The sequence below is a fragment of the Shewanella sediminis HAW-EB3 genome, from assembly GCF_000018025.1.
GTDB classification, from domain to species: Bacteria; Pseudomonadota; Gammaproteobacteria; order Enterobacterales; family Shewanellaceae; genus Shewanella; species Shewanella sediminis.
On record NC_009831.1, the window covers coordinates 904299 to 924352 of the forward strand.

19 protein-coding genes are annotated in these 20054 nt (G+C 45.6%); 15 read left to right on the forward strand and 4 right to left on the reverse strand.

Features of this window, described 5'->3' with window-relative positions; all coding sequences use genetic code 11:
* Positions 1-516: 516 nt before the first annotated feature.
* Positions 517-2739, reverse strand: a complete 2223-nt coding sequence (locus SSED_RS03915; RefSeq protein WP_012141108.1) for a S46 family peptidase — start codon at positions 2737-2739, stop codon at positions 517-519.
* Positions 2740-2846: 107 nt separating this feature from the next.
* Between SSED_RS03915 and dnaB the strand changes: the two genes are divergently transcribed.
* The 3 genes from dnaB to SSED_RS03930 all read left to right on the forward strand — a co-directional run bounded on the left by dnaB (position 2847) and on the right by SSED_RS03930 (position 6971).
* The gene (dnaB, locus tag SSED_RS03920; RefSeq protein WP_012141109.1) at positions 2847-4253 is read left to right on the forward strand and encodes a replicative DNA helicase; all 1407 of its coding nucleotides are present in this window, start codon (positions 2847-2849) and stop codon (positions 4251-4253) included.
* Between the two features lie 203 nt (positions 4254-4456).
* Complete coding sequence (gene alr / locus SSED_RS03925; RefSeq protein ID WP_012141110.1) at positions 4457-5533, forward strand: alanine racemase; 1077 nt, start codon at positions 4457-4459, stop codon at positions 5531-5533.
* 85 nt (positions 5534-5618) lie between these two features.
* On the forward strand, positions 5619-6971 hold the full coding sequence (locus SSED_RS03930; protein WP_012141111.1) for a BamA/TamA family outer membrane protein: 1353 nt from the start codon (positions 5619-5621) through the stop codon (positions 6969-6971).
* Between the two features lie 97 nt (positions 6972-7068).
* On the opposite strand, the gene SSED_RS03935 is transcribed toward SSED_RS03930, so the two are convergent.
* Positions 7069-7533 (reverse strand): chemotaxis protein CheX, encoded by a 465-nt coding sequence (locus SSED_RS03935; RefSeq protein WP_012141112.1) that lies wholly within the window; start codon positions 7531-7533, stop codon positions 7069-7071.
* A 622-nt stretch (positions 7534-8155) separates the two neighbouring features.
* On the opposite strand from SSED_RS03935, the gene dusA reads away from it, so the two are divergent.
* From dusA to SSED_RS03955, 4 genes are all read left to right on the forward strand, one after another.
* Positions 8156-9139, forward strand: coding sequence for a tRNA dihydrouridine(20/20a) synthase DusA (dusA, locus tag SSED_RS03940; protein ID WP_012141113.1), 984 nt, complete (start codon positions 8156-8158; stop codon positions 9137-9139).
* Between the two features lie 283 nt (positions 9140-9422).
* On the forward strand, positions 9423-9719 hold the full coding sequence (locus SSED_RS03945; protein WP_012141114.1) for a hypothetical protein: 297 nt from the start codon (positions 9423-9425) through the stop codon (positions 9717-9719).
* Between the two features lie 150 nt (positions 9720-9869).
* Positions 9870-10088, forward strand: coding sequence for a PspC domain-containing protein (locus tag SSED_RS03950; protein ID WP_012141115.1), 219 nt, complete (start codon positions 9870-9872; stop codon positions 10086-10088).
* Between the two features lie 20 nt (positions 10089-10108).
* Entirely contained in the window at positions 10109-10462 is a 354-nt protein-coding gene (locus SSED_RS03955) for a hypothetical protein (protein ID WP_012141116.1), read from the forward strand.
* Between the two features lie 62 nt (positions 10463-10524).
* Here the strand turns inward: SSED_RS03955 and SSED_RS03960 are convergent, their stop codons facing one another.
* Entirely contained in the window at positions 10525-11265 is a 741-nt protein-coding gene (locus tag SSED_RS03960; RefSeq protein WP_012141117.1) for an enoyl-CoA hydratase, read from the reverse strand.
* Positions 11266-11297: 32 nt separating this feature from the next.
* On the opposite strand from SSED_RS03960, the gene SSED_RS03965 reads away from it, so the two are divergent.
* Genes SSED_RS03965 through SSED_RS03975 form a run of 3 tightly spaced genes read left to right on the forward strand, consistent with a single transcriptional unit; the run spans position 11298 to position 13556 of the window.
* Positions 11298-11774 (forward strand): copper chaperone PCu(A)C, encoded by a 477-nt coding sequence (locus tag SSED_RS03965; RefSeq protein WP_012141118.1) that lies wholly within the window; start codon positions 11298-11300, stop codon positions 11772-11774.
* A 38-nt stretch (positions 11775-11812) separates the two neighbouring features.
* Positions 11813-12784: a DUF2333 family protein gene (locus tag SSED_RS03970; protein WP_012141119.1), complete on the forward strand. Its 972-nt coding sequence runs from the start codon at positions 11813-11815 to the stop codon at positions 12782-12784.
* 7 nt (positions 12785-12791) lie between these two features.
* Positions 12792-13556, forward strand: a complete 765-nt coding sequence (locus tag SSED_RS03975) for a TIGR04219 family outer membrane beta-barrel protein (RefSeq protein ID WP_012141120.1) — start codon at positions 12792-12794, stop codon at positions 13554-13556.
* 134 nt (positions 13557-13690) lie between these two features.
* Here SSED_RS03975 and tolC read toward each other — a convergent pair whose 3' ends face one another.
* On the reverse strand, positions 13691-15016 hold the full coding sequence (gene tolC, locus SSED_RS03980) for an outer membrane channel protein TolC (RefSeq protein WP_012141121.1): 1326 nt from the start codon (positions 15014-15016) through the stop codon (positions 13691-13693).
* Between the two features lie 311 nt (positions 15017-15327).
* Here tolC and nudF point away from each other — a divergent pair, with 311 nt between their 5' ends.
* The 5 genes from nudF (at position 15328) to parE (ending at position 20043) form a co-directional block, all read left to right on the forward strand.
* Entirely contained in the window at positions 15328-15942 is a 615-nt protein-coding gene (nudF, locus tag SSED_RS03985) for an ADP-ribose diphosphatase (protein ID WP_012141122.1), read from the forward strand.
* Positions 15943-15998: 56 nt separating this feature from the next.
* The gene (locus tag SSED_RS03990; RefSeq protein WP_012141123.1) at positions 15999-16448 is read left to right on the forward strand and encodes a DUF1249 domain-containing protein; all 450 of its coding nucleotides are present in this window, start codon (positions 15999-16001) and stop codon (positions 16446-16448) included.
* 9 nt (positions 16449-16457) lie between these two features.
* Positions 16458-17297: a 3',5'-cyclic-AMP phosphodiesterase gene (gene cpdA / locus SSED_RS03995; protein WP_012141124.1), complete on the forward strand. Its 840-nt coding sequence runs from the start codon at positions 16458-16460 to the stop codon at positions 17295-17297.
* Between the two features lie 232 nt (positions 17298-17529).
* On the forward strand, positions 17530-18108 hold the full coding sequence (locus SSED_RS04000) for a YqiA/YcfP family alpha/beta fold hydrolase (protein WP_012141125.1): 579 nt from the start codon (positions 17530-17532) through the stop codon (positions 18106-18108).
* A gap of 48 nt (positions 18109-18156) precedes the next feature.
* The gene (gene parE, locus SSED_RS04005; protein ID WP_012141126.1) at positions 18157-20043 is read left to right on the forward strand and encodes a DNA topoisomerase IV subunit B; all 1887 of its coding nucleotides are present in this window, start codon (positions 18157-18159) and stop codon (positions 20041-20043) included.
* The last annotated feature ends 11 nt before the right edge of the window (positions 20044-20054 follow it).

Here is a 20054-nt window from a genome sequence, read left to right on the forward strand (position 1 = left end):
GAAGACGCTTCACTGGTAGAGCTGAGAAGACGCTTCACTGGTAGAGCTAGGATGACGCTGCGCTGTCAGAGCTAGGATGACGCTGCGCTGTTAGAGCTAAGATGACGCTACGCTGTCAGAGCTAAGATGACGCTGCGCTGTTAGAGCTAAGATGACGCTACGCTGTCAGAGCTAAGATGACGCTGCGCTGTTAGAGCTAGGATGACGCTTCGCTGGTAGGGCTGAGATGACGCTGCGCTGGTAGAGCTGAGACGACGCTTCGCTGGTAGAGCCGAGATGACGCTTCGCTGGTAGAGCTGAGATGACGCTGCGCTGGTAGGGCCGCGTCGGTTCTTGTTCCCTACATAACCGACATTTCTGCCATCCATGGCGGTCAGATGACTTTATCTTTCCTGTTAGAGCGAAGCTCGTCAAACAGGCGAAGCCGTCTGCGAAGCGATAGGCCGAAGGCCGTCATCTCAGCTTTTATACCTATTCCTTGAAAATCCAGGGCCTAGGTTCTAGGCCCTTTCAAACTTAATTACGGACTAATTCCAACTCTGCTATCAAATTATCGGCATGGTCAACTTCATCCATCATCCATAGGATGTAGCGGAAATCGACATGAACGGCTCGAGTAATGGTTGGGTTAAAGAACCAATCTTTAGTGATAGCTTCATACGTTGAGTCGAAGTTCAGTCCGACTAACTCACCTTTGCCGTTAAATACTGGCGAGCCCGAGTTTCCACCTGTGGTATCGACACTGGAGAGGAAGTTAACCGGGACAGAGTTGAACGCTTCAGGCTTATCTAAGCAAGAAAATAGTCGGCATATCCAAGAGCTCGGGTCTTTAATTACAGAGTCCACCTTATGAGTACCATAACGCTGCGCTGCAATCGCATCTAGCACTTTCTTCGGCGCGTTAAAAGGTTCGACACCTGTGTGTTTAGCGGCGATCCCTTCAAGGCGTGTGAAAGGCTGTTTGTACAGTGCATCTCGTGATTGATAGCCATCTACCATGCCATAGGTGATACGCAGTGTACCGTTTGCATCCGGGTATACAGGCCAGCCGTTGGCTTTGTTGTACGCGATAATTGCTTTCATATAGCCGGGTCTGGCTTGAGAAAGTTCTCCAAGAAGCGTCTTCTTCTCTTTCTCTTGTGCCATGTTGCTATCATAAAGCGCCACGGCCAGGCGAATGAATGGATCGGCACTGGTTTCGAATGTTTTAGCATCCGCTTGCATCCAGGCAAGACGTTTGTCTTGGTCCGTCAAGGAGGTAAGGGAGTAGAGTCCATCGAGTTTATCCGACAAGGTGACCGTTTTGTCATCAAAGTTGAGCATGGCATCGAAAGCGTTAACACGGTTGTCTTGCCCCATATAGGCATTTAAGTCTTGTAGCCATAGGGTCTTGTCGACCGAGATATCGAAGCTGGAATCGATACGTTTAAGACGCGCCTTAAACATCTTCATGTCTCGCTCTTGATATCCCTCTTCACGCTCGCTATCCGGCTTAGCTTTCTCTTTTGACAGACGATAGAGTTTATTTGCCGCGGCGAGCAGGGCACTGGACTGCGCATTTTCAAAGTAATGACGGCTCTGCATGCCAGTGCGCTTTTTATCTAACAAGGATTCAAGCTGGTCGAACTGGGCTTGATATGACTGGTAGGTCTTATCGGCCGTAAGCCACTTGAGGAAATTATCTTCGCGGTTCTGCTTAATGCCGGTAATATCGGTGGCTCTGAATCCATCGAGGAGTCCGTTGTACTTCTTCATGCGGTTAGCCATGGAAGCCAAGGTACCCGCATACTTGATCGCAACTTCACCGTCGGCATTACCCATGGCCTTGATTGTGTCGATACGCAGTTGATAGCGTGAGGCGAGGGTTGGATATAGCCAGTCACTCGCAAATTGCAGTTCACTGGTTAAGCGGTAACGGCTGGTCGATCCCGGGTAGCCAGCAACAAAGACACCATCACCGGCATTTACACCATCGGCGTTAATTTTAAGGTAGCTTTTAGGTGTGAATGGAATATTATCTTCAGCGAAAGCGGCTGGCTGTCCATCTTTGCCTACATAGGCTCGCAGGAAGGTAAAATCACCCGAATGACGAGGGTACTCATAGTTATCTACGTCGCCGCCAAATGATCCGACACTCTTAGGTGGCGCATAGACTAAACGAACATCACGGATAATCAGCTGCTTAATGAGATAGTATTCGAGTCCATTATGAAAGCTGCGCACCGAACAGCGGTAGTTTTTATCGCTTTCACACTCTTTGATAAGAGATTTTCTATTAGATTGGATCTCTTCATAGCGCACCAAAGGGTCTTGGCTTAAGTTGTCTGTTACTGCTTTAGATACATCGGTAACCGCTTCGGTAATATAGAGTCGCTCGTTAGGACCCGCCGATGGTTCTGCATCTTTAGATTTTGCCAGGAAGCCATCGGCAATATAATTGTGCTCTTTTTTACTGTTATATTGAATAGCACGGTAAGCGCAGTGGTGGTTTGTGACAACTAAGCCTTGGGGTGACACGAAACTGGCGGTACAATACCCCAGCCCTACAACCGCATTCATTGGATACTGCGTGAGATCGGCAAGTTGTTTTGCTGGTATCTCAATGCCTCTCTCGCTAAGTTTTTCTGCGATAGAGGGCATTTGATAAGGTTGCCACTGGCCCTCATCTGCATGTGCGTCGATTGATGCCAATACGACACCAGATGACAGCACGACTGCTGAGATCAATGCATTGCGCATGTTCGTTCCTTGTTTTTTGTTATATGGGTAGGAACTCATGGGTTCCGTTTTTGTTTGAGCACGTTTTATACCATATTTTGCTTAACTGTTGGGAGTTTGGAAATTTAATGTCACAACAAGGTGCCTTCAAGGCCAAAAAGAAGCCGAGAGATATCCAGATGGATGCACTCAAGCTACCGCCGCATTCTTTAGAAGCGGAGCAGTCAGTACTGGGCGGCTTGATGTTGGATTCAGATGCATGGGATAGAGTGGCTGAAGCGGTTGTGGCTGAAGACTTCTACTCTCGATCTCATCGTATGATATTCCAAGCGATGGGGAGCTTAACCAGCGCCGGTCATCCGATCGATCTGATCACGGTTTCCGAGCAGTTAGAGGTCGAAGACCAACTGGAGGAAGCCGGAGGGTTTGCCTACTTAGGCGAGATAGCGAAGAATACGCCCAGTGCGGGTAATATTTTATCTTATGCTGAAATTGTTCGTGAACGCGCCGTCGTGCGTGAAATGATCAAGGTGGCCAATGAGATTGCCGATGCCGGTTTTAATCCTGAAGGTCGCAACTCCGGTGACCTGTTAGACTTAGCTGAAACCAAAGTCTTTAAGATTGCCGAGTCGCGTGCTAACGCCAACGAAGGTCCCGAAGGGATCAAGGCCATTCTTGAAAAGACAGTCGATAAGATTGAAGATCTTTATAACAATCCAACCGGTGGTGTAACCGGGGTATCGAGTGGGTTTGGCGATCTGGATAAGATGACGGCGGGTTTCCAGTCCGGTGATTTGATCATCGTTGCGGCGCGTCCGTCTATGGGTAAAACGACCTTTGCGATGAACTTGTGTGAACAAGCGGCGCTCAATGAAGATAAACCTGTACTTATTTTTAGTCTTGAGATGCCTTCAGAACAGATCATGATGCGTATGCTCGCCTCACTGGGGCGGGTCGATCAAACCAAAATTCGTACCGGTCAACTCGATGATGACGATTGGGCGCGGGTTTCCTCGACCATGGGGATCATGCTCGAGCAAGGTAAGATGTATATCGATGATGGCTCTGGTTTAACGCCGACCGATGTTCGAAGCCGAGCGCGCCGTATTGCACGTGAATATGGGGGCTTGTCGATGATCATGATCGATTACCTTCAGTTGATGCAGGTTCCGGCGCTCAAAGATAACCGTACCCTGGAGATCTCAGAGATCTCCCGCTCACTGAAGGCGCTGGCAAAAGAGCTTGAGATCCCGGTTGTTGCACTTTCTCAGCTTAACCGTTCATTGGAGCAACGTGCCGATAAACGCCCGGTAAACTCAGATCTTCGTGAATCCGGAGCGATTGAGCAAGATGCGGATCTCATCATGTTTATTTACCGTGATGAGGTGTATAACGATGACTCAGAAAATAAGGGTACGGCAGAGATCATCATTGGTAAGCAACGTAACGGTCCTATCGGACGGGTACGTTTAACCTTCCAGGGACAGTTCTCTCGTTTTGATAACTACGCCGGCCCACAGTTCGAGGAAGACTAATTTCGTCTTTTGTATTGTTTACCGGTAACGGTGTCGTTTATCGATAACGATACTGACGGCTCCTACAGTAAAGATTAAACTTGATTCACTTAGTTACCTCTTCATTGATAACTAAGTGAACTCATTATAGATTTGACACTCATATTAGTATTATCACTTTAGTGCAGTATCGAGTCTTGTTACTAACAGATTAAGGTTATCGTTTGAAACCCTTTCCCCGTGCAGAGATCAGTAGTAAAGCACTGCAGAATAACTTAGCTCGTCTCCGTGAAATAGCTCCCGGGAGCAAAGTCATGGCGGTTGTAAAAGCCAACGGCTATGGTCACGGCTTGCTTAATGTTGCCCATTGTCTGGATAACGCCGATGGTTTCGGACTCGCTCGTCCGGAGGAGGCATTAGCACTGAGGGAAGGGGGGGTTAAATCAAAATTGATTTTGCTCGAAGGCTTCTTCAGTCAAGTCGATTTAACCACTCTGGTCGAACACGATATCGATACCGTTGTTCATAATGAAGTGCAGCTGGAATTGCTGGAAAGCTCGATACTGGCAAAACCTGCAACCGTATGGCTTAAAATTGACTCGGGTATGCATAGATTAGGTTTCACTCCTGAGCAGTTTGCTGCTGTTTATGCCCGGTTAGAGGCCTGTCCTCAAGTCGCTAAACCTATCAACCTGATGTCACATTTTGCTTGTGCCGATGAACCCGATAACCCATCGACAAAGGTTCAGATTAATCTCTTTAACGATCTTATAAAAGACTTGCCCGGTCAACGTAGTTTGGCAAACTCAGCCGGTACCCTGTATTGGCCTGAGAGTCAGGCAGATTGGATACGTCCCGGTATCGCGCTATACGGTGTATCGCCTGTGATTGGGGATCTGGGGGGCAATCATGGTTTGATGCCTGCCATGGAGTTAGTGTCGCAACTTATTGCCGTACGTGATCATAAGGCTGGTGAGCCTGTTGGTTATGGCAGTTCCTGGTATGCAAAAGAAGACACTAAGTTAGGCGTCGTGGCTATTGGTTACGGCGATGGATACCCACGTAATGCACCCGAAGGTACGCCAGTATGGGTCAACGGGAGACGGGTTCCTATCGTGGGTCGCGTCTCTATGGATATGCTGACCGTCGATTTAGGCATAAACGCGACAGACCTGATTGGCGATGATGCGATTTTATGGGGAAAAGCATTACCCGTTGAAGAGGTGGCAGAGCATATAGGCACAATCGCTTATGAGTTAGTGACTAAATTGACCCCTCGAGTTGCCGTGTGCTTGGACTAAGCACATAGATTTAATTCCTTTGTTGTATCGATTCATGGGCGGGATGTCTTGAGTCGATAGCCTTCTGTATCAGGAAGTGTTTTCGTTGAAGATTAAAGTTTTATGTATCAATGCACTGTTATTCTGCAGTGCACTCAGTTTGCCCTATGCCTTGGCCGATGAGGCTCAGGAAACTCAAGTAACTCAAGCGACTCAAACAAAGAATGCCAATGCTAACGGTACGCCACAAGTGCATCAAACCGGGATAAACAGGAGTAAAGATTACTCCCCCGAGTTTGTCGCCGTGCCATTTGTTTTCTCTACAGAAACCCTGAGTACTACTGTGGGAGGGGCTGGCGTCATTAAGCATGCCGGTCAGCCACAGGCCTCTGCGTTTGGTATTGGTCTCTACAGTAGTAATGAAAGTTGGATCACCTATTTAGGGCTCAACAACTATCAACTACCCAAGCTGGATCAATGGCTGTTTTCCGGCGAGTTTAGTCGAGCCAGTTATAAAGAGGGGATCTACTTTGTTCCTGAAGATGCGAATAGATCGAGCAAAGGTGTTAACCGCTCAGATGCGATGGCAACCAATCGGGTTATAACGGTTGGAGACGAGTTTTACGCCAAGCTACACATTAAATATGTGCTGCCCTGGGGAAAGGGAGCGAAAGGCGCCGCGAGAAGCTTAATGCCCTCGCTAATAACGGATCCTCTGAGTTGGGATCCAAGAGAGTCAGGTGTTACCAGCTTACAGCTCACCCCCTTTATTCAAACTCAGGAACTCCTGGGATATGAAGATCTGCCGACTGAAACTCAGGGGTTAAAATTTAAGTTTGACTGGGACAATCGGGATAATGGAAAAAATAGTACCCGAGGAGGCCGCACAAGTCTGACGGTCAGCCGAGATTTTGGTGCGAGAGAGGGGGGAGCCGATGATAGAGAAAGTTGGACTATGTGGGAGTTTGAACAGAGCGCCTTCCTGTCAATGGGGGAGAGTGACTGGTTCGGTCAGCAAATATTAGCCTTCAATTTTTACCTTGCCGATACACCAACCTGGAACGACTATGACTCAAGCACGCAAGCGTATCAGCGACCTCCATCTTTTGCCGGCGTGACATTGGGTGGTTTCGATCATCTGAGAGGCTACTCCAGCAAGCAATTCTATGGTCGTAGTGCACTGCTTTACTCTGCAGAGTATCGAGTTCAACCCCGCTGGCAGCCTTTACAGAGTTTACCCGTATTTAATCTCTATGATGTACCTTGGTGGCAATGGGTCGTTTTTGCTGAAGCCGGCCAGGTTGCAGATGATTTCAGTGCCAGTGAACTACATGATGATATGAAATGGACGCTAGGTGTTGGTGCAAGGTTTGAAGTTGAAAACGTTATCGTAAGAACCGAGTTTGCTTATGCCGAAGACGCGAAGCAATTTTGGATAATGGTTAATCAGCCTTTTTAATACCCATTGACTGTGGAGTATCAGTCGAGAGTCTTTAAGGGGAATCTTTGTCCCCTTAATGACTCGAGTATCGAGGGTGTTATGGTTCTTGCTGCTGTTAAGTTTCGAAACAAATCTCAATATAGGCGGTTCCATGTGGGCTGGCGAAGGGCATGATAATTTTTTTCCCGTTGGCCTTGTGGGATATTCGATGTCCTAAACCTGAAACGACAACCGGCGTGGCCATCTCAAACTCATAGCCTTTATCACCGAGGATATTTTTTGCACCACCTGTGACCATATTGGTGATCTCACCGACCAGATCGGTTATCTCATCGTTGATCTCTCCCGGGTTTTCTCCCAACATGTTTTGCATTATTTCCAGGATGAGTCCCTGTTCGAAAGTGATGGAGAGTGAGCCCTTCGTTTGAGGACCGACCATGCCTATCAGGCCTGATACATCGCCTTTAGCCAGGTTGTCAGTTTTTATTTTTGGCTTTCCGGGCGTGAGTTGCATATTTGCCATCGTCGAGATGACATTGAGCAGTGATTCAAGAAAAGGGTTAATGAAATTTACATTCATATTTGATTATCCATAGTCTAAAAACTTGTTTCTCGATAATGAGTTTTATGTCGTCCATTACCAAGTAACTCTAAAGCGTGAATTTCAGTATTCTATATGATGGGGTACTTAGATCGATATTTATCATAGTGTCACACTTCTATGCTTGGTGACTTTACCCGTATGCCTACCGTTTCTTGGGCATACCTATCTATAAAGCTTAGGCTATTTTTGTATCGGCTTCAGCATTTATCTATATACAGGGCAGCTGAGGCTGCTACTAATCATACCATTGAGATATAGCTATTCATTATTCCATGGCATATGAAGACTGTTCTGTGACTTTACTCCTAAAAGTTTTGATCATATTGGGTAACACTCACTTTATTTGAATGAACTCTCCTAAATTAGTCCATTTGAGGTTGAGTGAGGCCGTCCAGGCGCTCGGCAGTTATTAATTACCGATTACCCTATAATACTGAGTGGAGAGGCGGTGATATTGATATAGCTTTGTGAGCGGTTTGGTGAATCGGTTGTGCATTTCACCTGCGGTCAGTGTAAAATGCGCGGCCACGCTCGATTTATACTCTGAGCCTTATTGGTTTAACGACAATTGTCACCGCAAAGCAGGCCAACATAAACTATGTCATCTACTCTGACCTCAACGATCAACCGAACCTTCTCTATCGCTCCAATGCTGGATTGGACCGATCGCCACTATCGTTATATGGCGCGCCTGATGTCAGCTGAGTTATTGCTGTATACGGAGATGGTCACGACGGGGGCCATTATCCATGGTAAAGGCGATTACCTTGCTTACAATAGCGAAGAGCACGCATTGGCGCTTCAGCTTGGTGGTTCCAATGCCCATGACCTGGCAATTTGCGCTAAGCTCGCGGCAGATAGAGGCTATGATGAGATTAATCTAAATGTAGGTTGTCCTTCAGACAGGGTTCAAAATGGTCGTTTTGGGGCCTGTCTTATGGCCGAGCCTAAGCTTGTTGCCGAGTGTGTAACGGCGATGCGAGAGGTCGTAGATATTCCTGTGACGGTAAAGACACGTATCGGGATCGATGAGCAGGACAGTTACCCGTTTCTTACCGAGTTTGTAGAGACTGTTCGCGACGCGGGTTGCGATACGTTTATCGTGCATGCCAGAAAGGCGTGGTTGAAGGGGTTAAGCCCGAAAGAGAACAGGGAGATCCCTCCATTAGATTACGACCGCGTCTATCAACTTAAACAAGATTATCCGGAGTTGAGCATCTCAATCAATGGTGGTGTTAAGTCCCTCGATGAGTGCCGTACTCATTTGACTAAGCTCGATGGTGTGATGGTGGGGCGTGAAGCCTATCAAAACCCTTATATGTTAGCCGAAGTGGATCAACAACTCTGTGGTAGTGACAGACCCGTTTTGAGTCGAGATGCTGTTTTAGAGAAATTTATTCCTTATATAGAGAAACATCTCCAATCGGGTGGTCGTTTGAACCATATCAGTCGTCATATGACTGGCTTATTCCAGGGAGAGCCGGGTTCTCGTGTCTGGAGACGATATATTAGTGAAAATGCGCATAAACCTGGCGCCGGTATAGAAGTCATTGAACAAGCAAGAAAAAACATGAGTATCTAACTCTATTTTGACCTTTATTAACCGCCTTTATGGCGGTTTTTTTGTTTTTCAGCCTTAAGTTAATCCATATTTTTTCCCTCTTAGTAATTTTAACCAGCCCATGGTGAAATTTACTAAAAGAGCATCAATTTATTTAGCTGTTTTGTTTTTAAAATGTTGCCAAAAATTATTAAAGCCTTGTTTCTCAGTGTCTTATTGTGTTTCTAAAAAGTTGGCACGCTACTCGCAATACCTTCTATGTAAAGAGACTAGGTCATAAGACATCACTGAAAAGGAAGGCATCATGTTTAATTCAACTTTAAGTCAAATAGCAAAAGTATCATTAGCCGCCGCAGTATTAATGGGAGCAAGTGTAAGTGCCCATGCTGATACGCTTATTCCCGCCGATCTCACTAGCAACATAGAGCAAAATATCTCTGCGCAGATGCAAGATATGATGCAGGTCGCTCAAAGAGAGTTGAGCATGTCACTGCAGGCACAGTTATCAGATGCCATGTTTGAAGCAGATGCGGCAGATGAAACTCAGCTAGCGAAAGAGAAGAATGAGCAGGCGATCACCAGCGCGATGGTAAAGGAGTAATTATGTGGTTCACCTCAGAGATCGCGGCCTTGTTATTGACCCCTGTGTTTGGTTTTACTCTTTGTGCACTGCTGATATGCACATTCAGGTGGGATAGGGTTGATGACTGATTGTAGGTCTGCCGTAATATATATTTAATCGGGAGGAAGTATGAGTAGTTTTAGTTCAATGGATAAGTTGATATCACGTTTAACGCAGCCAAAAAGTTTAGTGTGTGGCGTGGCGGCCATGACGGCGGATAAGTTTAATTGGTCATGTTTATGGACGCGAGTGGTTTGGGCCGCACTGGTATTGATGAACCCGGCTATGGGATTGCTTATCTATTTTGTTCTCGCATTAGTTTTACCTAAGTGGGAAAGAAATTTTTGAAAGCTCAGAGAAGATTGAAAATGAGAAAAATTTTGGATCTCTTCATTGGGATCGGTATCGCCATTTTGGCAACAACGCTTTTAATTGCGGCGGTACAAACCTGGGGAACGACTCAATTCCTGACCGGAACCTTGTTGAGCGTTGAACCACTATTTTTGATGGATATGAGTGTATGGGCAGTGGTCCTTACCTTGGGAATCGTTTTACTCCTTATACTCTGGTTAACGATAGCATTTAGTTTTCTGGCGTTGGTTTCCGGGTTATGTATTACCTGTGCCTTAATTATGGTATTTGCAGGGTTCTCTCTTTTTTGGCCTGTATTACTGCTTATTCTTGCAGGATGGGGCGTAGGTCAAGCTAGCCAAGCTGACTAGCTGTCTACTATCGGCTTCAGAAGCATGAGCATTAGAAGACTGACTTAATCTAACCCACAGGTTTACTCTTTATTTAGAAAAGCCTTAAAGCGGTTTTTAGCTTCATCACTTTTCAACCTTACTGCAAACTGCTCCAGTTCCCGCTCCATCTGTTTTCGTACCAGATCTTTATGGGGACGTAAAAGTTCACGGGTAGCTTGTAGCGCTTGAGGTGGTTGATTGGCAAGTTTGACAGCCCTAGCCAGTGCATATTCGAATACCTCGCCAGCTGAAACAACTTCATTGACTATGTTAAGAGCATTGGCGGTATTGGCATCGAAACTTTCACCCAGTAACAATAGCTCTGCGGCTTTCTGTGGCCCAACGAGTTGTGGCAGTAATAAGCTTGCACCAGCTTCAGGAACCAGGGCGAGGTTAACAAAGGGTAGCTGAAACTTTGCACTTGGGTCTGCATAGACGAGATCACAATGTAGCAGTACGGTGGTTCCAATACCTACTGCAGGGCCCGTCACTGCGGCAACTAATGGCTTCTTGAGATCCAATAGGTTGAACAGGAAACGAAATGCGGGGTGTTTTGCGTCTAAGTTACTATTTTTTAAAAAGTCTGCTACATCGTTGCCTGAGGTAAAACAGTCTGGCTGTCCTTTGATTAAAAAGGCGTGAATAGCGTTGTCTGACTCACCTTGGATAAGGTATTCTGTGAGGCTAGTATACATATCGAGGCTGAGCGCATTGCGCTTATCTGGTCTATTGATAGTAATGATTCTGACGCCTTGCTCATCCTGAACCTGAATTGTACTCATTACGTTGTTTCCTCTTAGACGAATGGGGTTAAATGGAGTTTAATACATTGAAACGAATATTCAAACAAGCGTTTAATTTCTTGATGTTGTCCTGTGCATCGTTTGCGACTTTTGCCAATGTGGCATTGGTTGAGGGGCACGTGAGGGCTATGCCTGCCAGTGTGCCCAATACGGCGGCTTATTTTACTCTTGAAAACCATGGCCCGCAGCGTCAACTCGTGGCTGTAAAAGCCGATTTTGTAAAAGAGGCACAGCTTCACACCATTATTGAAGAAGATGGCATGGTAAAAATGCGTCAAGTCGAAAGCTTTAACATTCCGCAGCACGGCACGCTGGCTCTGATGGAGTCGGGAGAACACGTAATGTTATTGGGGTTGAAGCAACCACTGGTCTCGGGGACATCGGTCGACTTAACCCTTAAATTTGATGATGGCAGTGAACTACCGATCACCTTGATGGTGAGCAAGCAAGATATGGCAAAAATGAAAGGCCACGCACACCACCATTGATGAGTAGTGTAAGTATTGGCCATACAGGAGTGTAACAGATGCAAATGACATGGAAAAAAGGCGCCTTAATCGCGGCCTTGATAATTTTTATTGGTTATATCGTCAGCGTTTGGTGGAGTGTTGCACCTGATGTATTGAGTCACCAAGAGTTGAAGTCAGAAGTTAGCAGTGAGGTCGTTGGCTATGCGACAACCACCTCATTGATACTTACCATGGAGAAGCTACTCGATAAGAGTGGTGGTTGGTTATCCAATGACGTAATGCCTCCATCTGTATTTATGGACAATATGCCGGCATTTGAATTTGGTGCACTCGAACAAGCCCGAGATCTGGCGCTTATTATGAGAAAAGAGTTCAGTCGCTCTCAATCTCAATCCGCTGCCGATAAAGATCTGTTAGCTGCGCACTCTAAACTTAATATTGAACACACCAGCTGGCTGGTTCCGAGTGCGGAAGGTGAATACAGAGATGCGATTAAACTATTAAAAGTGTATCGGGCTAAAATATCTGATCCAGCCAATCAGGACGCCCAGTTTTATGCTCGAGCCGATAACCTTAATGAATGGCTGAAAGAGGTTCAAAAGCGCCTCGGCAGCATGTCGCAACGCCTGTCTGCAAGCGTGGGACAGGAACGGTTGAATACCGACCTCGCCGGAGATAGCGAAGCAAGCCAATCGACACCTAACAATGCGAGTAAGCAGATAAAGACGAGTTGGTGGAAAATTGACGATGTATTTTATGAAACACGTGGCGCGACATGGGCGCTACTGAATTTTATGAAGGCGATTGAAGTTGATTTTGCCGATGTTTTGAAAAAGAAGAATGCTGAAGTCAGTTTGCAACAAATTATTCGTGAACTGGAAGAGACACAACAATCAGTCTGGAGCCCCATGATCTTAAATGGTTCGGGTTTCGGCGTTGTCGCTAATCACTCTTTGGTGATGGCTAACTATATTTCCCGCGCTAATGCGGCTGTTATCGATCTAACTAACTTATTAACTAAAGGTTAATTACATAATGAAAAAAACATTACTTGCATGTGCCCTGCTTGGTTCACTGGCTGCTACCTCTGTTCAGGCTGCTTCACTGGTAGGATTTAAAGTCGGTGGTGATTACTGGAAGGCGGATACAAGTGGAACTTTTGCTGAAAATGGTCAACCGCAGCAAGACTTTAACTATAGTTCTGACTCTCAGGGCAGTGTTTGGGTGGCTGTTGAGCACGGGATCCCACTTATTCCTAACTTCAAGATCCGTGAAAATAGTTTGGATTCGGGTGGTAATGCAAGTCTTGCAACGGGGACTACGATGAACTTCGGCGGTAAAGAGTTTACCGGTGATATTTCATCGAATACCGATCTCAGTAATACTGATTTCGTCCTCTATTATGAGTTGTTAGATAACGATATGGTGGCATTAGATTTAGGTGCCGCATATAAGAAGATGCATGGTTCGTTCCGTGTGAATCAATTAGATACTAATGGTGTGTCTCGTCAAAACTCAGAGAAAGAGCTCGATAGCGGTATTGTGATGGCCTATGCCGATGCACAGGTTGGCGTTCCGGGTCTGGGTCTTTACGGTTTTGCCGAAGTGATGGTCGGTATCGATGAGTCCAGCGTCTATGATTACTCTGTAGGTTTAGGGTGGCAGTTTGATGGTACTGCGTTAGATACTAAGGTGCGCGTGGGTTACCGTGACTTTAGCTTCGATGTAAATGACTTCGATGGTGTGAGTACAAACTCACAGTTTAAGGGTTACTTCGCCGGTGTCGAACTGGTGTTCTAATACTAATTAGTATATTACTCAAATATTTGCCAAATGTTTGAGTAATAAAAAACCGCCACTAACTGAATTAGTGGCGGTTTTTTTGTATTTATACCCAAACCGAGACCAAGCTTTAGCCTGGTCTAATCATCGACTTATGGCGTTACAGCTTGTGCTGTCAGGCCGTTGTTGATCGCGATGACGTCATCTTCATTCAAGGTTCCGGCGGCTTGCTTAAGTGCCAGAATCGAGTTGATATAACCGTAACGCGCATCAGATAACTGACGCTTAGAATCATAGAGATCACGCGTTCGGTTTAGTACATCAACAATAGTACGGGTACCGACCTCGAAACCTGCTTGAGTCGCCTTCAAGGCGCTCTCTGAAGAGAGTACCGACTGCTCGTAAGCTTTAATCGAGCTGATTGAAGCGCCTACGTTGTTAAAGTTGTTGCGGACATCTTTAACGACCTTACGGTAGGTCTGTTCAAGCTTTTCACTCGCATCAACAAACTGATACTGAGCTTGATTGACTTTTGATGTGACTTTAAAGCCTTCAAAGATCGGTACGCTCAATGTCAAAGCGACATTGGCATTATCAAAATCGCTTTTATCTTTAAGCTCGTCTTTCTGCTCAAGGTTAGTCGTATAGCCCGCATTTAAACTTAGCGAAGGCATGTGACCCGCTTTATAGAGGCTGATGGTCTCTTGAGCGATATCTTTACCGATACGTCTGGTCATCAGGTCGACACTGTTTGTCTCAGCCATTTTCAACCAGTCGTTAGGTTGTGCTGGAGCTGGGGTGACCGCGGTGAAACGAGTGGTATCTAAGATATTGATAGACTTATGATCGATACCTGTAATTTCACGCAATGCTTCGTAGCTGTTGATCAACTGGTTTTCTGATAAAATTTCAGAGGCGCGAGCCAAGTCAAACTGAGCCTGAGCTTCGTGTACATCGGTAATGGCAGTCAGACCTACGGCAAATCTTTGCTTCGTCTGCTCTAGCTGACGTTCGATAGCACGTTTCTCAGAACCTTTAAATTCGAAGTTATCTTTAGCCGATAAAACGTCGAAATAGGCACCGGATACTCGGATGATTAGCTTTTGCAGTTCCGAGGCATAAGCGGCATCGGCCTGAGAAGCCGCAAGCTCGGCTAAGCTTAGTCCTACCCATGCGCTGTGGTCGTAAATCACCTGGTTCAGGGTGACACCGGCATTCAGGCCGCTGTTATATTCGCTTTCTGAAACATTAGTCCAACTTTTACCATAACCTACGCTTGCGCTGATGGTAGGAAGTAACGGCGCACGGTTTTCTTCAATCTGTTCGTACAGGGCATCTCGCTGAGCCTTTGCCTGTAAGGCGATAGGATCACTTGTAAGCGCTTGTTCGTAAATCTGCAATAAATCATCGGCCTGTACGGCTGACGTTGTGGCTGCAAGCGTTAAAGCTGCACATATCGTTCGGATCTTGAATTTCATTAGTTGTCCTTTTTAGACAAAATCCTCCACTGGAGGAGCCATTTAACTTTTATAGCTAAGTGATACCTCACAAAAACTGTAAGGCGGTTTGCGCTTCCCGACGCTTCCCGATACATCTAAACTTAATGACTATTTCATTTAAGAGATAGATATTAAGAAATTACCTGTTTTTAAGTCAACTATGAATTGTAACAGTTTTTGATTTTAATTATGCTTTTTCTGTCGATTTTGTCTGCACCATTTGTTTAGCGTTGCTTTTGGCAACAGCTAATGGTTTATTACTGCAAAAACGATCCAATATGGAGGTTTAAATGAAACAAAAATATAGCCGTCAGGATGTCGAATTGTTGGAAAAGAGGACTCTCTTTAAAGGTTTCTTTACCTTGGATGAATACCGGTTCAAGCATCGGTTATTCGATGGTGGCTGGAGCGGTGAGATTGTCCGGGAAGTGTTTGAGAGGGGAGATGCTGTTATTGTGTTGCCCTATGATCCCATCACAGATCAGGTCATTTTAATCGAACAGATAAGGATCCCTGCATTTCAATCGGCCCAGACTCCATGGTTACTGGAGTTGGTTGCAGGCATGATTGAACCTGGGGAGTCCTCCTTAAATGTGGCATCAAGAGAGCTTAAAGAGGAAGCCGGGATAAGAGCTAAGAGGATTGAGAAGATCGCGAACTATTTTTCAAGCCCTGGTGGTTCAAGCGAGAAATATGATTTTTTCTGGGCTGAAGTTGATGCAAGCCAGGCGAAGGGCGTGCACGGGCTGAGTGAAGAGCATGAGGATATACAAGTTCATGTCATGGGGCGTGAGGAAGCATTTACTTTAGTGAAAGATGGTATAATCAATAATGCGTCTACCGTTATTGGACTGCAGTGGCTTGAGCTGAACTATAAAACACTAACTTTAAGTCATAAGTCGTAAGCATTGAAGGTTAATGTCTTAAGCTTGAATCAAACATTATTGAAAGAGAAATACCCGTGAGTAAGACTGCATGTAGCTTAAATCCTAAGAGGTACCGGCCTGATGTAAACAGGTTTTTATCTCTTTGCGGCCGAAATTATTTCTACATTTTGCGTTGGCTACCTGTCGATGTGAGGCAAGGTGATGTCTGGCAAGTTGAGGGGGAGTTTGGTTGCCTCGTTGTGCGCTTACTCGAAAATACCAAATATACTCAACTGATCGAGATCTCAAGAGAGCTGAGTCAATCTGATTACGTCCACTCTCCACAGGTCTGTGTAAGAGTTTATCATGATGCTAAATTAGCAGAAGTGTTAACTAGTCGACAGATTTATCAATTGCGTCCGGTATATGATTATCCAAATATACGTATGCACCATCGTGATGAAAAGTATCAGGTCAATGCTTTTCTGGAAGAGTTATTAAAGATCGATAGCCACATGAGTGCGATTTGTTTGTCAGAATCTTAGGGTTTAATTGTGTTAAAAGAGGCTATCTCTTATTCAATCGATGATAATGCGAGTGTGCGAGTCGTACAGATTACCGACCCACACCTGTTTGCCGATCCTGATGCTCAGCTGCTAGGAGTCAATACGGCGCAAAGTCTAGATGCGGTACTCAATACGATTAATGCCGTACATTATCCTGCCGATTTTATGCTGGCTACCGGGGATATCAGTCAAGACTATTCCGGCGAATCCTATCATAACTTTGTACGAGCTATTGCTCCCCTCGAGTTGCCTTGTCATTATCTTCCGGGCAATCATGATGATCCTCGTATCATGCGTCTTAATATGCAGGGCCCGAAGATTTTTGGTCAAAGAAGAATCTTAGCCGGAAATTGGCAGATCATAATGTTAGATTCTACGGTTCGGGGGAAGCCCGGTGGGCACATGTCTGATAGTGAGATTGACATTATTAAGAGCGCCGTCGCCGACCAACCCGATCGCTATACCTTGCTTGTCATGCATCATAACCCGATATTAGTAAATTGCGCTTGGCTGGATCAGCACTGTATGGATAACGGTAACGATTTCATTAAGCAAGTGGCTGAACTACCACAGGTAAAAGGATTGCTGTGGGGGCATGTACACCAAAAATTGGACCAAAAACACCCTGGGAAGCATGGCATGGTGCATTTGATGGCGACACCATCAACCTGTATTCAATTCAAACCGAAATCTTCCTATTTTGCATTGGATGCCCTTCAACCCGGTTACCGATTGCTTGAGCTAAAAGCTAACGGTACTATTTTAACTAATATTTACAGGGTGCCTGGTGACAACTTCTCACCAGATAGAGACGCGAGTGGTTATTAGGCTGCTCGCAAGATCACGAGTAGAACATCAAGGAGTCGCCATTCCAATCATCAAGGTTTCATATATGTTACAAATTTAGCGCCTTGAGCCGAGTTATTAGCCGCTAATACTTGGTAGAAACCTCAGCAAGTGTTAGCATTCTATCGGTTGTTTATTGTATTTTTTTCGATGACTCCCACTGGTTGATCCATTGTGGTTATTCATAACGTGAATAATCAAAAAATGAGGAAATATGCTGCTCTATATTCACGGGTTTAATAGTTCCCCATTATCAGAAAAAGGAATTGTTACTGCACAGTTCATTGCTGAGCATTACCCGGATCTTATTTTTTTGCAGCCTCAGTTACCTTCCTGCCCTAAAGAAGCGATGACCTTGTTATGTGGCCTGGTTGAGTCAGCACTCGATGCCGGTGAAGCATTGACCTTTATCGGTTCCTCTCTAGGTGGGTATTTTGCGAGTTATTTAGCTGAAAAATATGGTGGACGCTCGGCACTGATAAACCCTGCTGTGACACCATTTGATCTCTTCGATGAGTTTATCGGCCCTCAGCATAACCCTTATACCGATGAGCATTATCAGGTTACTCCTGAACATAAATATGACGTCGCCGAGTTTAATACCGAAGTCATCTTTAACCCGGATCGTTTCTTTGTGTTATTGCAATCGGGTGATGAAGTTCTAGATTATCGACAAGCCGTTCAGAAATACCACTGTTGCCAACTTCTGGTTGAAGCCGGTGGTGATCATAGTTTTATAGGCTATGAAAAGCAGTTGCATTCCATCTGCCAGTTTCTGTTTCTTGACAAATAGCCATGTAGGGCCTCAACATGGCCTGAATAACAATATATTGTGTGTGCCATGACAAACCAATACACCTCAGATGCCATCGAAGTCTTAAATGGGCTCGATCCAGTTAAACGCCGCCCTGGTATGTATACCGATACCACGCGTCCTAACCACTTGGGACAAGAGGTTATCGACAACAGTGTCGATGAAGCATTAGCAGGACACGCGACTAAGATCGATGTCATCTTGCATAAAGATAACTCTCTCGAGGTTATTGATGATGGCCGAGGGATGCCCGTAGATATTCACCCTGAAGAGGGGATCCCTGGCGTCGAATTGATCTTAACTAAACTGCACGCCGGCGGTAAGTTCTCGAATGATAACTATCAATTTTCGGGTGGCTTGCATGGCGTCGGGATCTCAGTGGTTAATGCGTTATCGAGCCGTGTAGAAATTACGGTTAGACGTAATGGCATTGTTTATGACATGGCTTTCGAGCACGGTCATAAGGTCGAAGACCTTGTTGAAACCGGAACTTGTGGCCGTAGAAATTCAGGAACTCGAGTTCACTTTTGGCCGACTCCCAGTTACTTCGATTTTGAAAATTTCTCTATTTCCAAGCTTGTATACCTGTTAAAAGCCAAAGCGGTTTTGTGTCCCGGACTTAAGATCAAGTTTGTGAACAAGCAAACTGATGAGGTCTTAGAGTGGTACTATGAAAGCGGATTAACAGATTATCTTACCTCGTCGATTAAAGATGCACTCATGTTGCCTGAAGAGCCATTTGTAGGCAGCTTGAAGGGGAATCTTGAGGCGGTAGATTGGGCGATAACCTGGTTGCCTGAGGGAGGAGATTACCTCAATGAAAGCTATGTTAACCTCATTCCTACCCCACTGGGGGGGACTCATGTTAATGGTTTCAGGCAGGGCTTGCTCGACTCCATGCGCGAGTTCTGCGAGTTTCGTAACCTGATCCCAAGAGGGATAAAACTGACCCCCGAAGATATTTGGGATCGCAGTAGCTTTATTTTATCGGTCAAGATGCAAGACCCTCAATTTTCCGGACAGACTAAAGAGAAGTTGTCGAGTCGCCAAAGTGCAGCGTTTGTTTCGGGTATTGTCAGAGATGCGTTTAGTCTCTGGCTTAATACCCATACTGAACAGGCCGAAGCACTCGCCGAAATGTGCATCAACAATGCACAGAAACGATTGAAATCTGCGAAGAAAGTCGCACGTAAGAAGGTAACCTCGGGTCCAGCTCTGCCAGGTAAATTAACTGACTGTAGTGGCCAAGATCCTATGCGAGGAGAGCTATTCCTGGTGGAGGGTGACTCTGCGGGAGGAAGTGCTAAGCAGGCTCGAGATCGTGAGTTTCAGGCGATAATGCCCCTGAGAGGTAAAATCCTAAATACTTGGGAGGTCGATGCAAGTCAGGTACTGGCATCCCAAGAGGTACATGATATCTCAGTTGCCATAGGGTGCGATCCGGATTGTGATAATATTTCAGAGCTAAGGTATGGCAAAATATGCATATTAGCCGATGCGGATTCTGATGGTTTACATATTGCGACCCTGCTTTGTGCTCTGTTTATGAAGCACTATAAAGTGTTGGTTGAGCATGGACATATCTATGTCGCCATGCCGCCTCTGTTCCGTGTCGATGTGGGGAAAGAGGTTTTTTATGCCCTGGATGAGGCGGAAAAAGAGGGCATACTGGATCGAATTGCAGCTGAGAAGAAGAAAGGTAAAGTTCAGGTTACCCGATTTAAAGGATTGGGTGAGATGAATCCGCTGCAGTTGAGGGAAACGACGATGGATCCCAATACTCGTAGGTTGGTTCAGCTTACGGTCGATGATGCCGAAGCGACAATTGCGCTGATGGATATGTTACTTGCCAAGAAACGCTCGGGTGATCGAAAGACTTGGTTAGAGACTAAAGGTGACTTGGCTGATTTTTAGCTCCCTGGTTA